The sequence below is a fragment of the Pseudoalteromonas rubra genome (genome assembly GCF_001482385.1).
GTDB classification, from domain to species: domain Bacteria; phylum Pseudomonadota; class Gammaproteobacteria; order Enterobacterales; family Alteromonadaceae; genus Pseudoalteromonas; species Pseudoalteromonas ardens.
Window position 1 is genome coordinate 1,051,911 of sequence record NZ_CP013612.1, and the last position, 20,928, is coordinate 1,072,838.

Sequence of the window (20,928 nt, forward strand, 5' to 3'; positions counted from 1 at the left end):
GATGCGGCAGTGGTGACTGTTGCGACCAGTGCAACGGGTGCCAAACACTTAGTGGCGTATGTTCAGTTGAACAACAAAAATGCCAAAAATAGTGTCTCTGGTCATGAAAATATTAATGATGATAAAGCGGTTATCCAGCGGATCAAGACGGAACTGGCCGATAAACTGCCGGATTATATGGTACCCGGAATGTTTGTTCCGGTATCTCAATGGCCACTGACCAGTAACGGTAAAATTGATAAGCGTGCACTGCCGGAGCCAGATTTAGCCGCCGTTGAAGGTGAATATATTGCGCCTGAAACACACAGCGAACAACGCTTGGTTAACATCTGGGCGCAATTACTGCATTTGCAGGAAAGCGAAATAAGCACCTCAGCCAACTTTTTTGCGCTGGGTGGTCACTCTCTGCTGGTCAGTAAACTGGTCAGAGCGATCACATCGGACCCGGAATTACAGCTACAACAGATAGACATGCAGGACATTTTTACGGCGCAGTCACTGGCCCAGCTGGCCCAGCACATCGATCTGCTGCGAATGCAACAGCTCAATGCACAGGCGGCAGACAGTATCTGCGATCAGGATTTAGTTGAGGATGGTGAGATTTAATGAATGTACATCAGGCTTTCGAGTTAGCGATATCACAGGGCGTTCATCTGTATGTCGAGCAGGGCAAACTCAAGTTTAAAGCAGCAAAAGGCAGTATGACTGATGAGCTGAGAAGCGCACTCAAGGAAAACAAAACTCAGCTTATTGAGCTGTTGAGCCAGCAGGCGATAAAAGCAGATGCGTTAACCCAATCGACAGGCAGTATTCCTGCCCTGGGGTTAACACAAAGCGTTTTATCTTTCTCACAGACGCGATTGTGGTTTTTAGAGCAACTACGAGGGCCTTCGGCCGAGTACAATATCCCGCTTGCACTGGATGTGCAGGGTCGTTTGGATTTGGCGGCCGTAGAAGATGCATTCAACGATATTTTGGTGCGCCATACTATTTTGCGCTCCGGATACTATGATTCTGAGGATGGACCAAGACAGACTATCCGAGATGATGCGGCGCTTAATATTCGCCGCATCGACCTGTGTGACAGTGACGATCTGGCGGCAGACGTGGCTGCACACATTGAGCGCGATACTCTGACACCGTTTGATCTGACGGCTGATGTGTTGTTCAGAGTGACCTATTTGTGTACGCATAAACACAGTGATGGCACACAGCAGGGCGTATTACTACTGAATATGCATCACATAGTGTCAGATGGCTGGTCTATGGAAATTATGACCCGCGAGTTTGTTCAGGCCTATCAGGCAAGAGTCACCGGACAGGTTGCGAACCTGGCGCCATTGCCATTGCAATATAACGATTATGCACACTGGCAGCGTGAGCACCTGACTAAAGAGGCGCTTGCCGAGCAGCTCACCTACTGGCAAAAAACGCTGGCTGATGCGCCGGCTGTCCACGGTATTACTCCGGACTTTGAGCGTCCTGCGACTAAGCAGTTGTATGGTGCACTGGTACGCAGCGAGTTATCAGCGAGTCAGGCGCAGGCTTTACAAAACTTAGCCCGCCAGCAGCAATTGACTCCCTTTATGCTGATCCACAGCGCACTGGCTTATGTGCTATCACGTCATAGCAACAGCTATGACATTGTGATTGGTACGCCCATCGCCAACCGGGGCCACGCAGAATTAGAAGGCTTGATTGGCTATTTCGCCAATACGCTGGTGCTGCGGCTGAATACAGAGCAGCCCAGCCTGACAGACTACTTTGCCCATGTAAAATCCGTACACCTGGGCGCTCAGGCCAATCAGGATGTGCCCTTTGAGCAGCTGGTCGAAAAGCTCAATGTACCTCGCAGCAGTGCTCATGCACCGCTGTTTCAGATCATGCTGACCACTAACACGGATTATGGTGTCAGGGAGCAACAACTGGCGCTGGATGGTCTGCAAATCGCGCAGCGTCCGGCCAGCAGTGTTACCACTAAGTTTGATTTAGAAATTGAAGTGGCATTGAACGAGCAGGGCGTGGCGATAGAGATCACTTACGATACCGCTTTGTTCAGTGCGCAGCGTGTCAGCGCCATTGCTAACCACTTAAATACCGTACTTTCGCAACTGGCAGCATTGACCCCAGCTGAATTGTCAGCCAAACCCAATACGTTGAAACTGCTGTCCGACACTGAGCGTCAACAACAACTGCTGGATTGGAACGACACAGCGTTGGATTACTCACGCGAGCGCTGTGTGCACGAACTGTTTGAGCAGCAAGCCAAAGCCACGCCAGATGCCATTGCGTTGCGCTTTGACGGGCGTATCATGAATTATGACACGCTCAACACTAAGGCCAACCAATTGGCCCACTATCTGCGCACTGAGCATGCGATTGGCCCGGACGCATTAGTTGGCTTATGCACAGAGCGATCATTTGAAATGGTGATTGGTATCTGGGGCATTCTCAAGGCCGGCGGCGCTTATGTGCCACTGGATCCGGAATTGCCATCAGGTCGGTTGAACTATTTGGTGGAGGATGCCAGCGCCAGAGTGGTGCTGAGCACACAAGGGATCATTGAACAAGTATCGCTGGGCGATGCGGCGGTCATTGCACTGGACAACTTCGACTTCGACGCCTATTCGGGCTCGAATATTCCGGTTAACGACATTGGCCTGACGGCACAGCATTTGGCGTACACTATTTACACCTCGGGCTCGACGGGTAAACCCAAAGGCGTGTTACTCGAACATCAGGCGTTGCATAACCGCATCGACTGGATGGACAATGAGTACGGATGTAAGCCGCAGGATAAAATCTTACAAAAAACCCCCTACAGCTTTGATGTCTCGGTATGGGAGTTTGTCTGGCCCATGCTTAAAGGGGCCGAGCTGGTGATTGCCAAACCGGGCGGACACAAAGATCCGGCTTACCTTAATGAGCTGATTGTCGCAACCGGTGTGACCAAACTGCACTTTGTGCCTTCCATGCTGGGCGTGATGCTGGAACATGGCGACCTGGCCACATGCAGTTCAATTGAGCAGGTATTTTGTAGTGGTGAAGCCTTACAAATCAGTCATGTTGAGCAATTTAAGGCGCTATTACCTACCGCGCAGTTGCATAATCTCTATGGCCCGACAGAAGCGGCCATCGACGTTAGCTACTGGGATTGCGCGATGCCCCACGGCAGCAGCATCCCCATTGGCAAACCTATCCAGAATATTCAGTTATACATACTGGACGATACGCTTGATTTGTTGCCACAGGGCGCGTGCGGTGAGTTACACATTGGCGGTGAGGGCCTGGCAAGAGGTTACCACAATCGCACTGAGCTGACCGAAGAGCGCTTTATTGACAACCCGTTCTATCCGCAAAGCGCCAGTAAACGCCTGTATAAAACCGGTGATTTGGTGCGTTTTCGTGAAGACGGTAACATCGAATACATGGGTCGCCTGGACCATCAGGTCAAGATCCGGGGGCAGCGTATTGAGCTGGGTGAAATCGAATATCACATTGGTGAACACGAACAGGTTGATTCAGCGCTGGTGATGGCACTAAGTGATGACAAAGGCAATCAGCGACTGGTGGCCTATGTTAAGCCCAGCTGTGAGTTGACGGATGAAGCACAGCAAACCCTGATCGCCTCGGTGCAAAATCAGCTGAGTGAGTCGCTGGCCGATTACATGGTGCCATCGAGTTTCGTGGTACTTAACGAATGGCCACAAACGCCAAACGGCAAAATTGACCGTAAAGCACTGCCGGTACCGCAAAGTTTGGGCTATGAAGTTGAATACCTCGCCCCGGTTACTGAGCAGGAACACGCCCTGGCAGCGCTATGTGCTGAGCTGTTAAATCTTGAACCGACTGAAGTCAGCATGGCGGCCAACTTCTTCGAATTGGGCGGTCACTCTCTGATGGTGATGGAGCTGGTTAGCCGGTTGAAAAAGCAAGGACTGAGTACGTCGGTACAGGCACTGTTTAACGCTCGAGGGCTGGGTGAGATGGCTAAAACCATCACAGACGCCACCCATCATAGCGAGCCTGAGTTACCGCAAAATGGCATCCCTGCACAATGTACCCAGATCACGCCAGATATGGTGACGCTAACCGCTTTGACTCAGAGCGAGCTGGATACACTAAGTGAGCGTGTTCCGGGTGGGGCCGCTAATATTGCGGATATCTATCCGCTGGCACCTTTACAGGAAAGCATATTCCTGGTTCACAGTGCGACGGAAAAATCCGACCCCTATGTCACCACCATCACGCTGGAGTTTGACAGCGAAGCTCAGATCGACAGTTTCGTTGCGCGCTTTAATCAAATCATTGCACGTTACGACGTGCTGCGCACTATGGTGGCCTGGCGCGAGTGTCAAGCCCCTTTACAGGTGGTACTGCGTCATTGTGAGCTGTTACCAATCTGGTTGTCGTTCTCTGGTCAGACGGATGCCCGGGCAAAACTCGATGCCTATGTTGCCGAGGGCGTACATCGAATGGATCTGGAGCTGGCACCTTTGGTGCAGCTGGAATTGGCTCATGATCCGGCCACGGATACCTACTGTGGGGTGCTCAAAGAGCATCATATTTTGCTCGATCACATCTCCGTTGAAATGATTATGGGTGAGCTCACCATGGATGAGCAAACTTTCGCACAGCTGCCTGATGCCTTGCCTTATCGACAGTTTATTGCCCAGACGCTACATAATGCGGAGCAACTGGATAGTCGTAAATACTTTACCGAACAGCTGGGGGATATTGAGACACCGTGCCATCCGTTTGGGCTGGACAGCACCCGCGCTGATGATTTGCACTGCAATGAGTTACACCGTGAACTGAGCCAGCAACTATCTTCGCAGATCCGCACCCAGATGCAGCAACGTGGTATGAGTCCGGCGGCATTTTTCCATCTGGCCTGGGCCATGGTGGTGTCGGCCTGTAGTCAGAGCCGGGATGTGGTATTTGGTACTGTGTTGTCGGGCAGAATGAGTGGCCAGCAGGGCATAGAGCAGATGATGGGGATGATGATTAATACCCTGCCTCTGCGTGTAAATCTGGCAGATGAAGCGGCGGATACTTTATTACAGCAGGTCGATCAGGCCCTGCTCGGGTTGATGCCGTATGAGCAGGCGTCGCTAACCGAAGCGCAGGCATGCAGTGGTGTCAGTGCACAAACGCCTTTATTTAGCGCCATTTTCAATTATCGTCATTCCCGCCTGGCAGAAGCGCCAGCGCAAGGGGGCGCACAGGCCACCGCTGCTAAAGAGCGTACTAACTATCCATTTAATTTATGTGTGGATGACTGGGGCAAGGCGTTTTCCTTCAACCTGCAAGTTGACCGCTCAGTCGACATAAACGCAATAGGCGAGTATGTAACGTGCGCCATTGAACAGTTGCTGCGTGCGTTGCTTGATGAGTCTGACACTCCGGTGGCAAAACTCAGTGTCCTGAACGAAGCACAACAAGATGCGCTGATGCGCGCGAATGTATCACACGCCGTCGACACAGACCCAACAAGCAGCATTCAGGCTCGGTTTGAAAGTCAGGCAGCCAAATTTGGCGAGCGCACCGCGCTGGTGTATCAGCAAGAGTCGCTGACTTATCGCGAACTGAACGCGCGGGCCAATGCGCTGGCACACTATCTTATCGAAGCACACGATATCCGCCCGGATACACTGGTAGGTCTTTGCGTGGGGCGTGGGGTCAACATGATTGTGGGCATATTGGCTATTCTCAAAGCCGGTGGTGCGTACGTTCCGCTTGATCCTAACTATCCACAAGAACGCCTCGACTTTATCTGTCAGGATGCGGGCGTTGCGCTGGTGCTGAGCGAAGATCAGGTGGCTGATGCGCTGGCACTTCAAGACACGCCCATTATCGACCTGAATAAGCTGGTATTAGCGGGTTACAGCACGGATAACGTGCAGTTAACGACGCATACATCGGACAATCTGGCCTATGTGATTTACACCTCGGGCTCTACGGGTAGACCAAAGGGGGTGTTACAAACGCACCGCAATGTCGGTCGCCTGTTTGATGTGACTCAGCCCGATTTTAACTTTAGTGAAGACGACTGCTGGTGTGTGTTCCACTCCTTTGCCTTCGATTTCAGTGTCTGGGAGATCTGGGGCGCCCTGCTGTTTGGTGGCAAACTGCTGATGCCAAGCCTGGATGAAGTTAAGGACAGTCAATTGTTTGTGGCTTTGTGTCAGCGCAACGCCCTGACTATTCTCAACCAGACGCCGAGTGCCTTTAAACAACTCACCGAATATCTGGTGACGGCACAACAGGCCTTACCTTCGTTGCGCAGCATCGTATTTGGTGGTGAAGGACTCACGCCAAGTCATGTTAGCCAGTGGTGGACGCACTTTGCACAGCAGCCGACTGAGCTCATTAACATGTATGGGATCACAGAAACCACGGTGCATGTGACCTATAAACGTATAGAACCCAATGCGCCGATCAACATTGGCAGACCGCTGCGCGACCAGCACATCGTACTGCTCGATGATGCACTAAAGCTGGTACCTGATGGGTGTGCGGGCGAAATCTATGTCGGTGGTGCAGGTCTCGCCCTCGGCTATCTTAACCGCGAAGCACTCAGTGCTGAGCGATTTATTGACAATCCATTCGACACCCATCGTTACCCCTGGCTTGGGGAGCGTTTGTATCGTGCGGGCGATTTGGCCCGTTATGACGAAAACGGCGAGCTACATTATCTGGGTCGTCAGGACGATCAGGTTAAAATTCGCGGTCACCGTATTGAGCTGGGCGAAGTGGAAAATCGCATTGCTGAGCTGGCAATGGTTGACTCTGCTTTGGTACGGGCTATGCCACTGGCAGATGACACGCTGCAACTGGTCGCGTATGTGAAAGGTGCAGAAGCCAGTACAGATGAGACCTGGCTAAGCCAATTAAAAGCAGCGCTTGGTGAGCAATTACCTGCTTATATGTTGCCGGGCGCCATTGTTACCGTGACTCAGTGGCCACTGACTGCCAATGGTAAAGTCGACAGACGTGCGCTGCCTGCGCCGGACGCTGGACTGGGTGAGCAGACGTACGTTGCGCCGCGCAATGACACTGAATACACCCTGGTTGGGATCTGGGCGGACTTGCTTAAACTGGAGCATGGTCAGGTCAGTGTAGAGGCCAACTTCTTCGAGTTGGGCGGACATTCTCTGTTGCTGATGAAACTGCTGGCCGGGATCCGAACTCAGCTGGAATGCGAGCTGAGTGTTAAGGATATCTTTGCTGCAACGACAATCGCACAGCAGGCTGAACGTGTTGCACAGCAAACTGATGTTGTGGTGCAGCCACCCATTGTGGCGCAGCCGCGTGAAGACAATGCACACCTGCCACTGTCGTTTGCTCAGCAACGTTTGTGGTTTATCGACAAGCTCAATGGCAGAAGTGCTGAGTACAACATGCCGGTGGCCTTTGATGTGGATGGCGTATTAGATTTGGATGCCGCCCAGGCTGCGTTGAATAGCCTGGTGGCGCGCCATGAAGCGTTGCGCACGGTCTATCTGGAGCAGGACGCCGAGCCGGTTCAGCTGATCCGCAGCCATGGCGAGCTGACCCTGACTTTGCAGGATTTAAGTGAGCTGAGCGAACGCGCCAAAACAGATCGGCTTAACCAGCTGCTGAGCGAAGATGCGCTGACGCCGTTTAAACTGGACAGCGATTTGATGCTCCGCGCTCAGTATGTCTTGCTTAATTATGCCGAACATAACCAACCTCAGCGTGGCGTACTGGCATTTAATATGCACCACATTGCTTCGGATGGTTGGTCGGTGGAGTTGCTGTCTAACGAGTTTATGGCACTCTACGAAGCGGCCGTCTCTGGCACTGAGGCTGCATTACCACCGTTGGCTATCCAATATGCCGACTATGCAATCTGGCAGCGCGACTGGCTGAGTAACGCGCAAGGCGGTGCCAAAGCACTGGAAACGCAACTCAATTACTGGCGCGAAACTCTGAGCGATGCACCGGCCGTGCATGGTCTGCAACTGGATAAGCCGCGTCCGGAAGAAAAAGCATTCAGTGCCAAAGGTTTCACCAGCTTGTTACCAGGTACGCTGAGTCAGGGAATTAGGAGCTTTGCAGAAGCGGCCCGGATCACGCCATTTATGCTGGTGCACAGCGCGCTGGCTTATGTGTTGTCGCGCCACAGCAATCAGCACGATATTGTGATTGGTACACCAGTGGCGAATCGTGCGCAACCAGAAGTGGCTGGCCTCATCGGTTATTTTGCCAATACGCTGGTGCTGAGAGTCAATACTCGTCATCATAATTTGGGCGATTACCTTGAGCACGTCAAAGAGGCTCATATTGGTGCCCAGTCACATCAGGATGTGCCGTTTGAACAGTTGGTAGATGCCTTACAAATTCCACGCTCTACAGCCTATAGCCCGGTGTTTCAGATCATGCTGACTACCAATTCGGAATTTGCGCTGGCAGACAGGCCTGGGCATGAGCTGGCAGGGCTGGAGTTCACCCCCAGGCTGCCACAGGCCTGTACCACCAAGTTTGATATCGAAATTAACATAGACCTGGACGATGCCGGGCTGACCGTTAATTGGTTGTACGATACTGCTCTATTTAGCGAGCAGCACATTGTAGCGCTGGATAAACACCTCCAGGGCGTACTCAGGTATCTGGCGCGCCTTACTCAGGCGCAGCTGGCCAATCCGCTGGATACGCTGCCACTGCTGTCAGAGCAGGAGCGTTATGAGCAATTACAGCAGTGGAATGACACGGCCCGGGATTATACCCGTGAGGTGTGTGTTCATGAGCTGTTTGAGCAGCAAGTTGCTCGCGCACCTCAGGCGACGGCGCTGCGTTTTGGCACACAGACAATGAGCTATGAAACGCTCAACAGCAAAGCCAATCAGCTGGCCCACTATCTGCGCAGCGAACACGGCGTGGGTGCGGATTCACTGGTCGGGCTGTGTGTGGAACGCTCATTTGAAATGGTCATCGGGATCTGGGGTATTCTCAAAGCCGGCGGTGCGTATGTGCCACTGGATCCGGAGCTGCCCAGTGCCAGACTGGCATATCTGGTGGAAGATGCCCAAGCCAGCGTCGTGCTGAGTACCCAAGAGGTCGCTGCACGTGTCGCTTTGGGCGAAGCGCAGGTTGTTGAGCTTGATGGCTTTGACTACGGTGCCCACAGTGATACAAACATCGCGGTGAGCGATATGGGTCTCAGTGCAAGTAATCTGGCATATACCATTTATACCTCAGGCTCCACTGGCATGCCAAAAGGCGTATTGCTTGAACATCAGGCGCTGCATAACCGCATCGACTGGATGGACAAAGAGTACGGCTGTGGACCCCACGACAAGATATTACAAAAAACGCCTTACAGCTTTGATGTGTCGGTATGGGAATTTGTCTGGCCCATGCTCAAAGGGGCTGAATTGGTGATTGCCAAGCCAGGTGGCCACAAAGACCCGGATTACCTGAGTGACCTAATCGTCGAAACAGGGATCACTAAGCTGCACTTTGTACCCTCTATGCTGGGCGTGATGCTGGAGCATGGTGACCTGAGTCGTTGTACTTCAATTAAACAGGTATTCTGCAGTGGTGAAGCATTGCAGATAAGCCATGTCGAGCAGTTCCGGACCGTGTTACCTTCTGCGCAGCTGCACAATCTTTATGGTCCAACTGAAGCGGCCATCGACGTCAGCTACTGGGATTGTTCACAGCCTTATGGCAGCAGTGTGCCCATTGGCAAGCCAATTCAGAATATCCGGCTCTATGTGCTGGATGACGCACTCAACCTGTTACCACAGGGCGCATGCGGCGAATTACATATTGGCGGGGATGGTCTGGCGCGTGGCTATCACAATCGCGCAGATCTGACCGAAGAGCGCTTTATTGCTAACCCATTCTATGATGACAGCGAAGCGGGTAGCAGCCAGCGACTCTACAAAACAGGTGATCTGGTGCGTTATCGCAATGACGGCGTCATCGAGTATATGGGCCGTATAGACCATCAGGTGAAGATCCGCGGGTTGCGTATCGAACTGGGCGAAATTGAGTATCACATCGGTGAGCACAGTGAAGTGGACTCAGCCTTGGTGATGGCGCTCGATGACACGCAAGGCAATCAGCACCTGGTGGCCTATGTGAAGCCGCATACACTGGGCGATGAAGCGTCTCAGCAGGTACTGATCGACGCTATCAAGTCACAACTTGGTGACGCCCTGGTTGAGTATATGATCCCAACCAGCTTTGTATTGCTGGATGAATGGCCACAAACCCCGAACGGCAAAATTGATCGCAAAGCGTTACCTGCCCCGGAGCATGCCGGATTGGGCGGCGAGTACATTGCGCCACAAACCGATACGGAGTTGGCTTTGGTGGCTATCTGGTCTCAGGTGCTGGGTCTGGATGAAGGGCAAATCAGTACCCAGGCGAGCTTCTTCTCTCTGGGCGGTCAGTCTCTACTGGTGATTAAGTTGATGAAAGACATTGAAAGCCGGTTTGACTGCACACTGACTATCAAACAGTTATTTAAGTACACCTCGGTGGCTGAGCAAGCCGTGCAGCTCGATGAACTGCTGGCCGCTAAAGCACTAAAAGCTAAGTTAGAACAATCAGATAATGTAGAAAGGATTGTGTTTTAATGAAACCGCAACAGTTAGTAAGTCTGCTTCAGGACAAGTTGATTTTGGTGAGTGTCTCTGACGGGTCGCTCGTAGTCGAAGCTGAAAAGGGCGCAGTCACCGCAGAGATAGCGCAGCTGATCAGAGATAATAAAACACAATTGCTGGCTTATTTGAGTGACAGCGAAGCACAACCTAAGCGCGAGGCCGTTACGCCGCGCGCTGAACAATATCAGACCTTAGCACCGCTGTCGTTTTCACAGCGCCGCTTATGGTTTATCGACCAGCTGCAACAGGGCTCGGCACAATATAATATGCCAGCCCTGATGACAGTCACTGGGGAGCTGGATCTGGCCGTGGCTGAGCGTGCCTGTCAGGCCATTATCCGCCGTCATGAAATACTTCGCACTGTGGTGGTTGATGGTGAAAACGGAGCCCGGCAGCATATTCGTGATGAGGTGACGTTTGCTATCGCCCACAGTGATTTGACCACGCTAGAGGCAAGTGCTCGTGTGGCGCAGCTCGAAGCCCTGATTGATGAGGAGCTGAATACCCCGTTTGATCTGACTCAGGATGTGATGATGCGGGCACGTTATATTTTGCTTGCGGATCCGGGGAGCGCGCAGCAAGACGGGGTGTTGCTGTTCAATATGCATCATATTGCGTCTGATGGCTGGTCAATTGAATTGCTCAGTCAGGAGTTTCTGACTTTATACCGTGCGTTTGCACAAGGGGCAGAGGATCCTTTGCCTGAACTGGCGATTCAGTACGCTGATTATGCGCTGTGGCAGCAAACCTGGTTGCAGGAAAACGTACTGGAATCACAATTATCATACTGGCAGGAAACATTGGCCGATGCGCCCTCGGTCCATAGCCTGCCGCTGAAACAAGCGCGCCCGGAAGAAAAGCAAAGTGCTGCCGGGTGTCAGAGTTTCAGTCTTAACAGTACGCTAAGTCAGCAGCTCACAACCGTGGCACAGCGTAATGAGATGTCGCCCTTTATGCTGGTACACAGTGCGTTGAGCTGGGTGCTGGCACAACACAGTAATCAGCAGGATATTCTGATCGGCACACCGGTTGCCAACCGATTGCAAAGCGAACTGGAGCCGCTGATCGGCTTTTTCGTTAATAATCTGGTACTCAGAACTCAGACGCAACATGCTACGCTTGGTGACTATTTTGCTCATGTGCGTGAAGTGCATCGGGACGCGCAGGACAATCAGGATGTACCATTTGAGCAGTTAGTCGAGCGTTTGAATGTCGAGCGCAGCCTGTCGCACGATCCGCTGTTTCAGATCATGTTGTCCATGGACAGTGACTTTGGGGTGAGCGATCAGTCTGATGTTGGGCTGGACGGACTGCGCTTTGGGCAGTACGAGCGCGAGATTGTGTCGCTGAAGTACGACATAGATATCGACATTACCCCACAGGACGGAGGCTATGTACTGCGCTGGACTTATGATCTGGCGTTGTTTGATGCCGACTATATTGCAACTCTGAACCGTCATCTGATCCGGGCAATACATCTGTTCAGTAACAGCTTTGCCAGTACAGCCCTGGCTCAATTGAGTTTGATGGACACACAAGAGCAACAGGCCTATCTGGCAGATTTATGTGGGCCGAGCGTGGCATTGTCTGCGATGCCGGTGCACCAGCTCATTGAAACACGCGCCGTACAAAGCGACGCGCGTATTGTCGTCAAGAGCCATGAGGGCACACTGACTTATCAGCAGTTGAACGAACGCGCCAATCAGCTGGCACATTACTTACGCGCCGAGCATCAGGTGGGCCCGAATACCCTGGTGGGTCTGTGTGTGGGCCGCTCGCTGGAAATGATGGTGGCGGTGCTTGCTATCCTTAAAGCAGGCGGGGCCTATGTGCCGCTGGACCCGGATTATCCGCAGGAGCGTTTAGCGTATATGGTCGAAGACACCGGCTTGTCTGTGGTGCTGACTCAGCAAAAAGTCGCCGGGATCCTGAATGACTTTAACGTCACGGCTGTGCCGCTGGATAACGCCAGCCAGTTTGCAAACTATCCAGTCAGTAACCCGGATGTGGCGCTGACCCCGGATAATCTGGCCTATGTGATGTACACCTCGGGCTCAACCGGTAACCCCAAAGGCGTGATGATAAGCCATCATAACCTGATCAACTTTGCCGCTAACTGTGAGCAGCGCTACGAAATCACCGAAGCCGACAACGTGTTGCAGTTCTCAACTATGAACTTCGATATTTTCGTCGAGGAATGGCTGGCGACTTTGACGCAGGGCGCTACCCTGGTGCTGCGCGATGAAGAGGTGTCGCTGAGCCGCGAGGCCTTTATCGCCTTCTGTGACAACCATGCCATCAGTGTGGCCAGCCTGCCAACGGCGTTCTGGCATATGCTGGCGCTGAGCGAAGCAGAGCTTGAATCTCTGGCATTGCGACTGGTGATTGTCGGCGGTGAAGCACTGGACAAACACTCGGTGGCTTCCCTTAAACCGGGCTTTGTGCTGCTCAATACCTATGGTCCGACTGAGACCACAGTCACCACATCTGGCTATGCCATCAGCGGCGGTTACGATGACCCGCGTGCGGTGCCTATTGGCCGCGCCAACGTCAATACTGCGACTCTGGTGCTCAGCGAGCAGCTGACGTTATGTCCGCCGGGCGTGGTGGGCGAGCTGTATGTCAGTGGTCAGTGTCTGGCCAGTGGTTATCTGCATCAAAGCGAACTCACCGCCGAGCGCTTTATTGATAACCCGTATTTTGATCCGGCCAACCCCGCGCTGAGCGCTCGGTTGTATAAAACAGGTGATTTAGTGCGGATCGGCGCAGACGGTGAAATCGAGTTTGTCGGACGCAGCGATGATCAGGTCAAGATCCGTGGTTTCCGGGTCGAACTGGGTGAGATAGAAACCCAGCTGATGAGTCATGAACGGATTGAATCTGCGGTGGTACTAGCCGAGGCCGCTACTCTTGATGGTACGAACAGGGGTGGTAAGGTGCTGCGTGCTTTCATTCAAAGTGAGCAAGACAGCAGCCTGATTGACGCACTGCAACAGCACCTGAGCGGCAACCTGCCGGATTACATGGTGCCGTCGGCTTACAGCTTTGTCAGTCAGTGGCCGCTGACGGCCAATGGCAAGCTGGACAAGCGAGCACTGCTGGCTCTGCCGGCTAAAACGGTGGAGCAGCCTTATCAGGCACCACAAACCGACGCTGAAAAAATGGTGGTCGACATCGTCGCGTCGCTGTTGTCGCTGGACGTCGATACGGTGGGTGTCCATGCTAATTTCTTTGCGCTGGGGGGCCACTCATTGTTGATTATGCAGCTGGTCAGTCAGCTGCGCGCACGTCAGTATCAGGCTGACGTGCAGGCCTTGTTCAGGGCACACACGCTACAGGACATGGCACGCCAGGTTCGGGCACTTGGGAGTGAGGAATCAAGTCGTGTGCCCGCCAATTTAATTCCGGCGGACTGTAGCAAAATCACCCCGCAGATGGTGACGCTCGTTGAGCTGGATGAGCAACAGCTCACGGATATTGCACAGACTATCCCCGGTGGCATGGCCAACATTCAGGACATCTACCCGCTGGCACCGCTGCAAGAAGGTGTGCTGTTTGTGCACACCATGAGTGAAGGGCAGGACCCGTATGTTACCAGCACCACATTTGAGTTCGACAGCCGCGAGTCCCTTGAGCGCTTTAAGTGGGCATTGAATACGCTGATTGCCCGCCACGATGTGCTGCGCACCGCCATCTTATGGCGCAACCGCACCACGGCACTTCAGGTGGTACAGCGTGAGGTGGAGCTGCCCGTAACTGAGCTGGACTTTAGCGGGGAAAGCGATGTCCGGGCCGCGTTCAGTGCGCATGTGGCTGAGCAGCCGCTGTGGATTGAGCTGGAAAATGCGCCGTTGTTGCAACTGAGCGTGTGTGAAGACGCCGCGCAGGGCAAGCATTATGCGCTGTTATGTGAGCATCACCTGATCTCAGATCACGTGTCGCTGGAAATTCTGGTGCACGAGCTGACGGCACTGCTGCGGGGCAATGAAGCGAGCCTGGCAGAGCCGGTGCCCTATCGGGAGTTTGTCGGTCGCACGCTGGCACGCACCGCGAGTCTGGATACCGAGGCCTTTTTCACTCAGATGCTGGGAGATGTCAGCGAACCCACCCTGCCTTATGGTCTGACGGATGTGCTCAACGATGGCTCGGGCATTGAGACGGTGCATGTCACGCTGGATGACGCACAGGCGCAGCGCATTCGCCGCCTGACTCGTCAGTACCACAGCAGTCCGGCGGCGCTGTTCCACCTGGTCTGGGCTAAAGTGTTGGGTGTGTGTAGTGGTCAGTCAGAGGTGGTGTTCGGTACTGTCTTATCCGGTCGTATGAGCGATGATGGCCTGAGCAGCCAGCTGATGGGGATGATGATCAACACCCTGCCGCTGCGGGTGTCGCTGAGTGAGCAGGATGCAATGAGCCTGCTGGCACACATTAACGATGACCTGCGTGCATTGATGCCGTACGAGCAGGTGTCACTGGCCGAGGCGCAGCGTTGCAGTGGCGTGAGTGGTCAGCTGCCCCTGTTCAGCGCGATGCTGAACTACCGCCATTCGGCGACAGAGGAGTCGCAGCTGGAGCAGGATGCCGGATTTAGAGTCATCAGTAGTGAGGAGCGGACCAACTATCCGTTTAACCTGTCAGTGGATGATTTCGGCGATGGCTTTGGGTTTGAGCTTCAGGTAGACAAACGCGCCCCGGCGGCGCGCATTGCACAATATCTGCAAGTGACCCTGACTCAGGTGCTGGATTTACTGGACAGCCAGAGCAGCACTGCGGTGCAGAGTTTGTGTGTGCTGGATGGTGCAGAGCGCCAACAGCAGCTGCACAGCTGGAATGACACCGCGCTGGATTATCCGCGAGAGCTGTGTATTCACGAATTGTTTGAGCAACAGGCCGCAGCGACCCCGGAGCAGATTGCACTGCGCTTTGGTGAGCAGACTCTGAGTTATGGCGAGCTGAACGCCAGAGCGAACCAGTTGGCCCATTATCTGCGCGCGGAGCACAATATCGGACCGGATTCGTTAGTGGGCTTATGTGTTGAGCGCTCACTGGACATGGTGATCGGGATTTGGGGTATCCTCAAAGCCGGTGGTGCCTATGTCCCGCTGGACCCTGAGCTGCCTCCGGCACGCCTTAGCTATCTGGTTGAAGATGCTAATGCGGCTGTGGTACTTAGCACAGCAGTGGTTGCCGGGCGAGTGAATCTTGGCGAAGCTAGCGTTACGCGACTGGATGAGTTCGATTTTAGCGCTTATCCGGATATCAATATTGCAGTGAGTGATATTGGTCTGAACGCCCGCAATCTTGCCTATACCATTTACACGTCAGGTTCCACCGGGCTACCTAAAGGTGTGCTGGTTGAGCATCAGGCGCTGCACAACCGCATCGACTGGATGGATAACGAATACGGCTGTGGCCCGGACGACAGAATTTTGCAAAAGACCCCTTACAGTTTCGATGTATCTGTATGGGAATTCGTCTGGCCAATGCTCAAAGGCGCGCAGCTGGTGATTGCTAAACCGGGTGGCCATAAAGAGCCTGAATACCTCAGCGAGCTGATCGTGGCTGCGGGGATCACCAAACTACACTTTGTCCCCTCTATGCTGGGTGTGATGCTGGAGCATGGCGATCTGGCTCGTTGTACGTCCATTAATCAGGTGTTCTGTAGTGGTGAAGCGCTGCAGATCAGCCATGTTGAACAGTTCAGAGCGAGTTTACCTTCGGCACAACTGCACAACTTATATGGTCCGACTGAAGCGGCCATTGATGTCAGCTACTGGGATTGCAGCCAGCCGCACGGCAGCAGCGTGCCGATCGGGAAACCAATCCAGAATATTCAGCTGGTGATCCTGGATGAGGCCCTTAACCTGCTGCCACAAGGTGCCTGTGGTGAGCTGCACATCGGTGGTGAAGGTCTGGCGCGCGGCTATCATAACCGCCCTGAGCTGACAGCCGAACGGTTTATTGATAATCCGTTTGAGGATACATTGCCAAGCTCGCGACTCTATAAAACTGGCGATCTGGTGCGTTTTCGTGATGATGGCACCATAGAATATATGGGCCGGATGGACCATCAGGTAAAAATTCGCGGATTGCGCATTGAGCTGGGTGAAATTGAATATCATATCGGTGAGCATCACGAAGTTGATTCCGCACTGGTCATGGCGTTGTCAGATACGCAGGGTAACCAGCGCCTGGTGGCATACGTTAAACCGCTTGCAGAGCAGGTGCAAGCGGCGCAGCAGACGCTGATAGCGTCGATTGTTGAGACATTGGGTCAGTCATTAGCTGAGTACATGATCCCGGCCAGTTTCGTGTTGATTGACGAATGGCCACAAACTCCTAACGGTAAGATTGACCGCAAGGCGCTACCAGCGCCTGAACAGGCGGATTTAAGCAGTGATTATGTGGCACCACAGGGCGATACCGAGCGCACGTTGGCAGCAATCTGGGCTGATGTTCTGAATCTGCCGGTAGAGCAAATTAGCCGTGATGCTAACTTTTTTGCTCTGGGTGGCCATTCTTTATTGGTTATGCAGCTGCTGTCCCGGGTTAAACAGCTGGGCTATCAGTGCCAGGCGCAGGCCTTGTTTAAGGCGGGTAGCCTGAGTGTGATGGCTGCGCATCTGGACGCACAACCCCAGGTTGAATTTGAATTCAGCGTGCCTCAAAACCTGATCCCCGAGCAGGCGAGCACCATTACCCCGGATATGTTGCCTTTGATTGAACTGACACAGGACAGCATAGACAGCTTGATTGCGCAGGTGCCTGGTGGCGCTGCAAACGTGCAGGATATGTATCCACTGGCACCGTTGCAAGAAGGGGTGCTGTTTGTGCACACGCTGAACCAGCAGCACGACCCTTATGTCAGTACCATGGCGTTTGAACTGGCGGATGAGTCGCAACTGGCACAACTCAAAGCTGAGCTGAACTTTGTGATCCAGCGCCACGATGTGTTGCGTACCGCGATTTTCTGGCGTGGTCGTGCGCAGGCTGTGCAAGTTGTACTGCGCGAGGCACAACTGCCGGTCTCTGAGTTGCCGTTCGAGCGCGCGCAGATAAAAGCGCAGTTTGAAGACTATGTGGCCAATGCCGCGCATGGCTTTGAGCTGGAGTCAGCACCGCTGATCCAACTGATGGTGTCACCACAGGACGAGCAGGGCAGAATTTATGCATTGCTGAAGTTCCATCACCTGATCACCGATCATGTCTCTTTGGAAATTTTGCTCTCAGAGCTGGGTGCACAAAACAAGGCTGAATTACCCGCACCACTGCCTTATCGTGAGTTTATCGCCCGTTCAATGGCGCAAAGCACTAAGCTGGATACGGCGGCGTTTTTCACCGAGCAGCTCGGCGACATTGATACCCCGACTTTGCCATTTGGCTTGTCCCAGGTGACCGGAGACGGCAATGCCGTAGCGGAATATAGCACTACGCTTGATATGGCGTTGTCGCAGCAGATCCGGGCATTATCGAGACACCTGCAATGCAGCCCGGCTGCGCTATTCCACCTTGCCTGGGCACAGGTATTGAGCACCAGCACAGGCCGTGATGAGGTGATATTTGGCACAGTAATGTCAGGGCGCATGAATGGTATGCCTGGTATAGAAAACATGATGGGCATGTTGATCAATACTTTGCCGCTGCGCGTTTCGCTGGGACAGCAAAGTGCTCAGGTTGCTCTGAGAGAAGTTAACGACGCACTACAGGCATTGCTGCCTTACGAGCAGGTGTCGCTGGCTGAAGCGCAAAGCCACAGTGCCATCAGCGGTAATACGCCGCTGTTCAGCGCAATCCTCAACTACCGTCATACCGGGCATGATGCCGCGCAGGAGCAGGCTGCGTCTCACCGTGATGTGGGGGCCCCGAGTTTGCTGAGTACCCGTGAGCGTACCAATTACCCATTTGATCTGTCTGTTAACGATCTGGGCGAGCAAGCCAGCTTTACGCTGGACTTCCAGATTGAGCAAACGGTTGAGGCTGCGCGCATTGCTGACTGGATGGAAACAGCACTGCATGGGTTGGTGAATGCACTGCAAGATAATAGCAATCAGCCTGTGTCGACGCTGACGGTCTTACCGCCTGCTGAGATAGCGCTACAAGACACGTGGCAGAGTGAGCGAGCTAACTATCCGCGGCTGTCTTGTATTCATGAGTTGTTTGAGTTGCAGGCTGCGGCGACACCGAATGAGGTGGCGGTGCAGCTGGATGACCAGATGCTCAGTTATGGTGAGCTGAATGCGCGTGCCAACCAATTAGCATCGTATCTGCGAGAAACACATCAGATTGGTGCCGGTGCTTTAGTGGGCTTATGTCTGGGCCGCTCTGTAGAATTGCTGGTTGCAACCCTGGCGATTCTGAAAGCCGGTGGCGCTTATGTCCCGCTGGATCCCACTTATCCGGAATCTCGCCTGGCCTATATGCTTGAAGATACTCAGCTAACTGTGGTCCTGACTGAGCAAGCGCAGCATGAAGTGCTGGCCTTCAGCTCGGTGGCAAAAATCACGTTAGACACCTTAGATGCGCCCTGGTCTGCACTGAGTGTATTAGATCTGCCCAGGGCTGAAGGGCTAACGGCGCAGTCGATTGCTTATGTGATTTACACGTCAGGCTCTACGGGCACGCCCAAGGGCGTGATGACACCGCACCGGGCAGTCAATCGTCTGGTTTACGACCCTAACTTTATGGCCCTGAACAACCAGACCGTATTCCTGCAAAGCGCCAATATCGCCTTTGATGCAGCCACCCTGGAAATTTGGGGGCCACTGCTGAATGGCGGACGCTGTGTGTTGTACCCCGAGACTTATCTGTCACTGGATGGGATCAACAAGGTGTTGAGCTCGCAGGGGATTACTGCAATGTGGCTGACCTCGGGTTTGTTCACGGAATGGAGTAAGGTGTGTGGCGAATTAGAGTCACACACATTGGCATTACAAACTGTGCTGGCCGGGGGCGATGTGCTTAATCCACAAGCCGTCACCGCTGTGCAAACAGGGCTGCCCAAGGTCACCGTAATCAATGGATATGGCCCCACCGAAAATACCACCTTTACCTGTTGCTATCCGGTCCCGGCTGATCAGGATATCAGCGCCGGTGTACCCATTGGTCGAGGTGTGCAGGGGGATCATATTCTGGTTCTAAGCCCGCAAGGACGTCAATTGCCTCAAGGTGTAGTCGGTGAGCTGTGTGTCGGAGGAGACGGTCTGGCATTGGGTTATTTGAATCAGCCGCAGTTGAGTAAAGCGCGGTTTATTACAAACCCCTATTTTTCTGAGCCGGGACAAGCGGCTGAGTTGTATCGTACCGGTGATTTGGTGCGGTTTAAGCCCGATGGTTTAGTGGAATATGTGGGCCGTATTGACGACCAGATTAAGATCCGGGGTTTCCGGGTGGAACTGGGCGAGATAGAGGCTGCACTGAATGCGGATGAGCGGGTTGCGCAGTCTCTGGTTGTGGTAAATAAAGCGCGCGGCCTGATCGTTGCGTATGTTGAGCCAAACCCTCTGCAACAAACCGATGACCTAACCGAACAGCTCATGGCCAGTATGTCTGCCTGTTTACCACCTTATATGGTGCCTTCGGCCTGGCAATTAATTACATCCTGGCCATTGACCACCAATGGCAAAATAGACAGAAAGGCATTGCCGGACGTTGCGCTAACAGCCATGACTGAAGAATATGTTGCACCGCAAACCGCGCTGGAGCAGCAACTGGTTGATGTGGTGGCACGGCTGCTGGAGGTGGAGTCCGATACCATCAGTATGTCGGCGAATTTCTTTGACCTGGGCGGGCACTCGCTATTGATGATGCGATTACTCAGTGAGATTAAAGCGCACTGGCAAATTGAGTTGAGTGTGGCTGAGGTCTTTGAATGCCAGTACCTTGGCGAGGTTGCTGAGCTGATCCACAGCGAAGTGGCTTTAAGCTCGGCCTTTGATGATAGCGATATCGATGAGGACGAAGAGGTGCTGGAAATCTGAGCCCTGTAAAGCAGCCCGGGGGACAGCCCCTGGGTTGCTTTTATTTTGTTGTGAATTTTTTGTGTTTTAAGTTGTGGTTAACTTTCTGGTTCTAATTAAACATATCGGCTTGTTTGGACACCTGTGTCACGCACCTTTCATAAATTTAATTTATGTTCTCTCTCAAGGTTCTACTTATTTAATGCTTGATTAATATTGAATTTTTATCTCTTCTTGCGAGTGATAGAGTATTTGTGACAAGGCTGTCACCTAGCTTACAGAATTAAACAATTGTGCACATTTATCAACCTTGGAGAAAGTAATTAACATGT

The 20,928-nt window shown here is 53.2% G+C and carries 3 protein-coding genes (1 of these 3 cut by a window edge); all 3 read left to right on the forward strand.

Annotated elements, in window-relative coordinates:
• Tightly spaced (each overlapping or abutting the next), the 3 genes in view from AT705_RS23470 to AT705_RS23480 form a layout consistent with a single transcriptional unit that may run on beyond the window.
• Positions 1-606: the end of a non-ribosomal peptide synthetase gene (locus AT705_RS23470; protein WP_058798737.1), read on the forward strand. Its footprint begins 2,919 nt before the window's first position; only the last 606 of its 3,525 coding nucleotides appear in the window; its start codon lies beyond the left edge, outside the window; it ends in the stop codon at positions 604-606.
• Entirely contained in the window at positions 606-10,613 is a 10,008-nt protein-coding gene (locus AT705_RS23475) for a non-ribosomal peptide synthetase (RefSeq protein WP_058798738.1), read from the forward strand. Before AT705_RS23470 ends, AT705_RS23475 begins: the two co-directional genes overlap by 1 nt.
• Entirely contained in the window at positions 10,613-20,617 is a 10,005-nt protein-coding gene (locus AT705_RS23480; RefSeq protein WP_058798739.1) for a non-ribosomal peptide synthetase, read from the forward strand. The genes AT705_RS23475 and AT705_RS23480 overlap by 1 nt, the downstream gene beginning before the upstream one ends.
• Positions 20,618-20,928: the final 311 nt, after the last annotated feature.

What these genes read in the sequence shown, in the direction of transcription:
- AT705_RS23480 (WP_058798739.1), top strand. Translation starts at nt 10,613, where the DNA reads ATGAAACCGCAACAGTTAGTAAGTCTGCTTCAGGACAAGTTGATTTTG.
- AT705_RS23475 (WP_058798738.1), top strand. Translation starts at nt 606, where the DNA reads ATGAATGTACATCAGGCTTTCGAGTTAGCGATATCACAGGGCGTTCAT.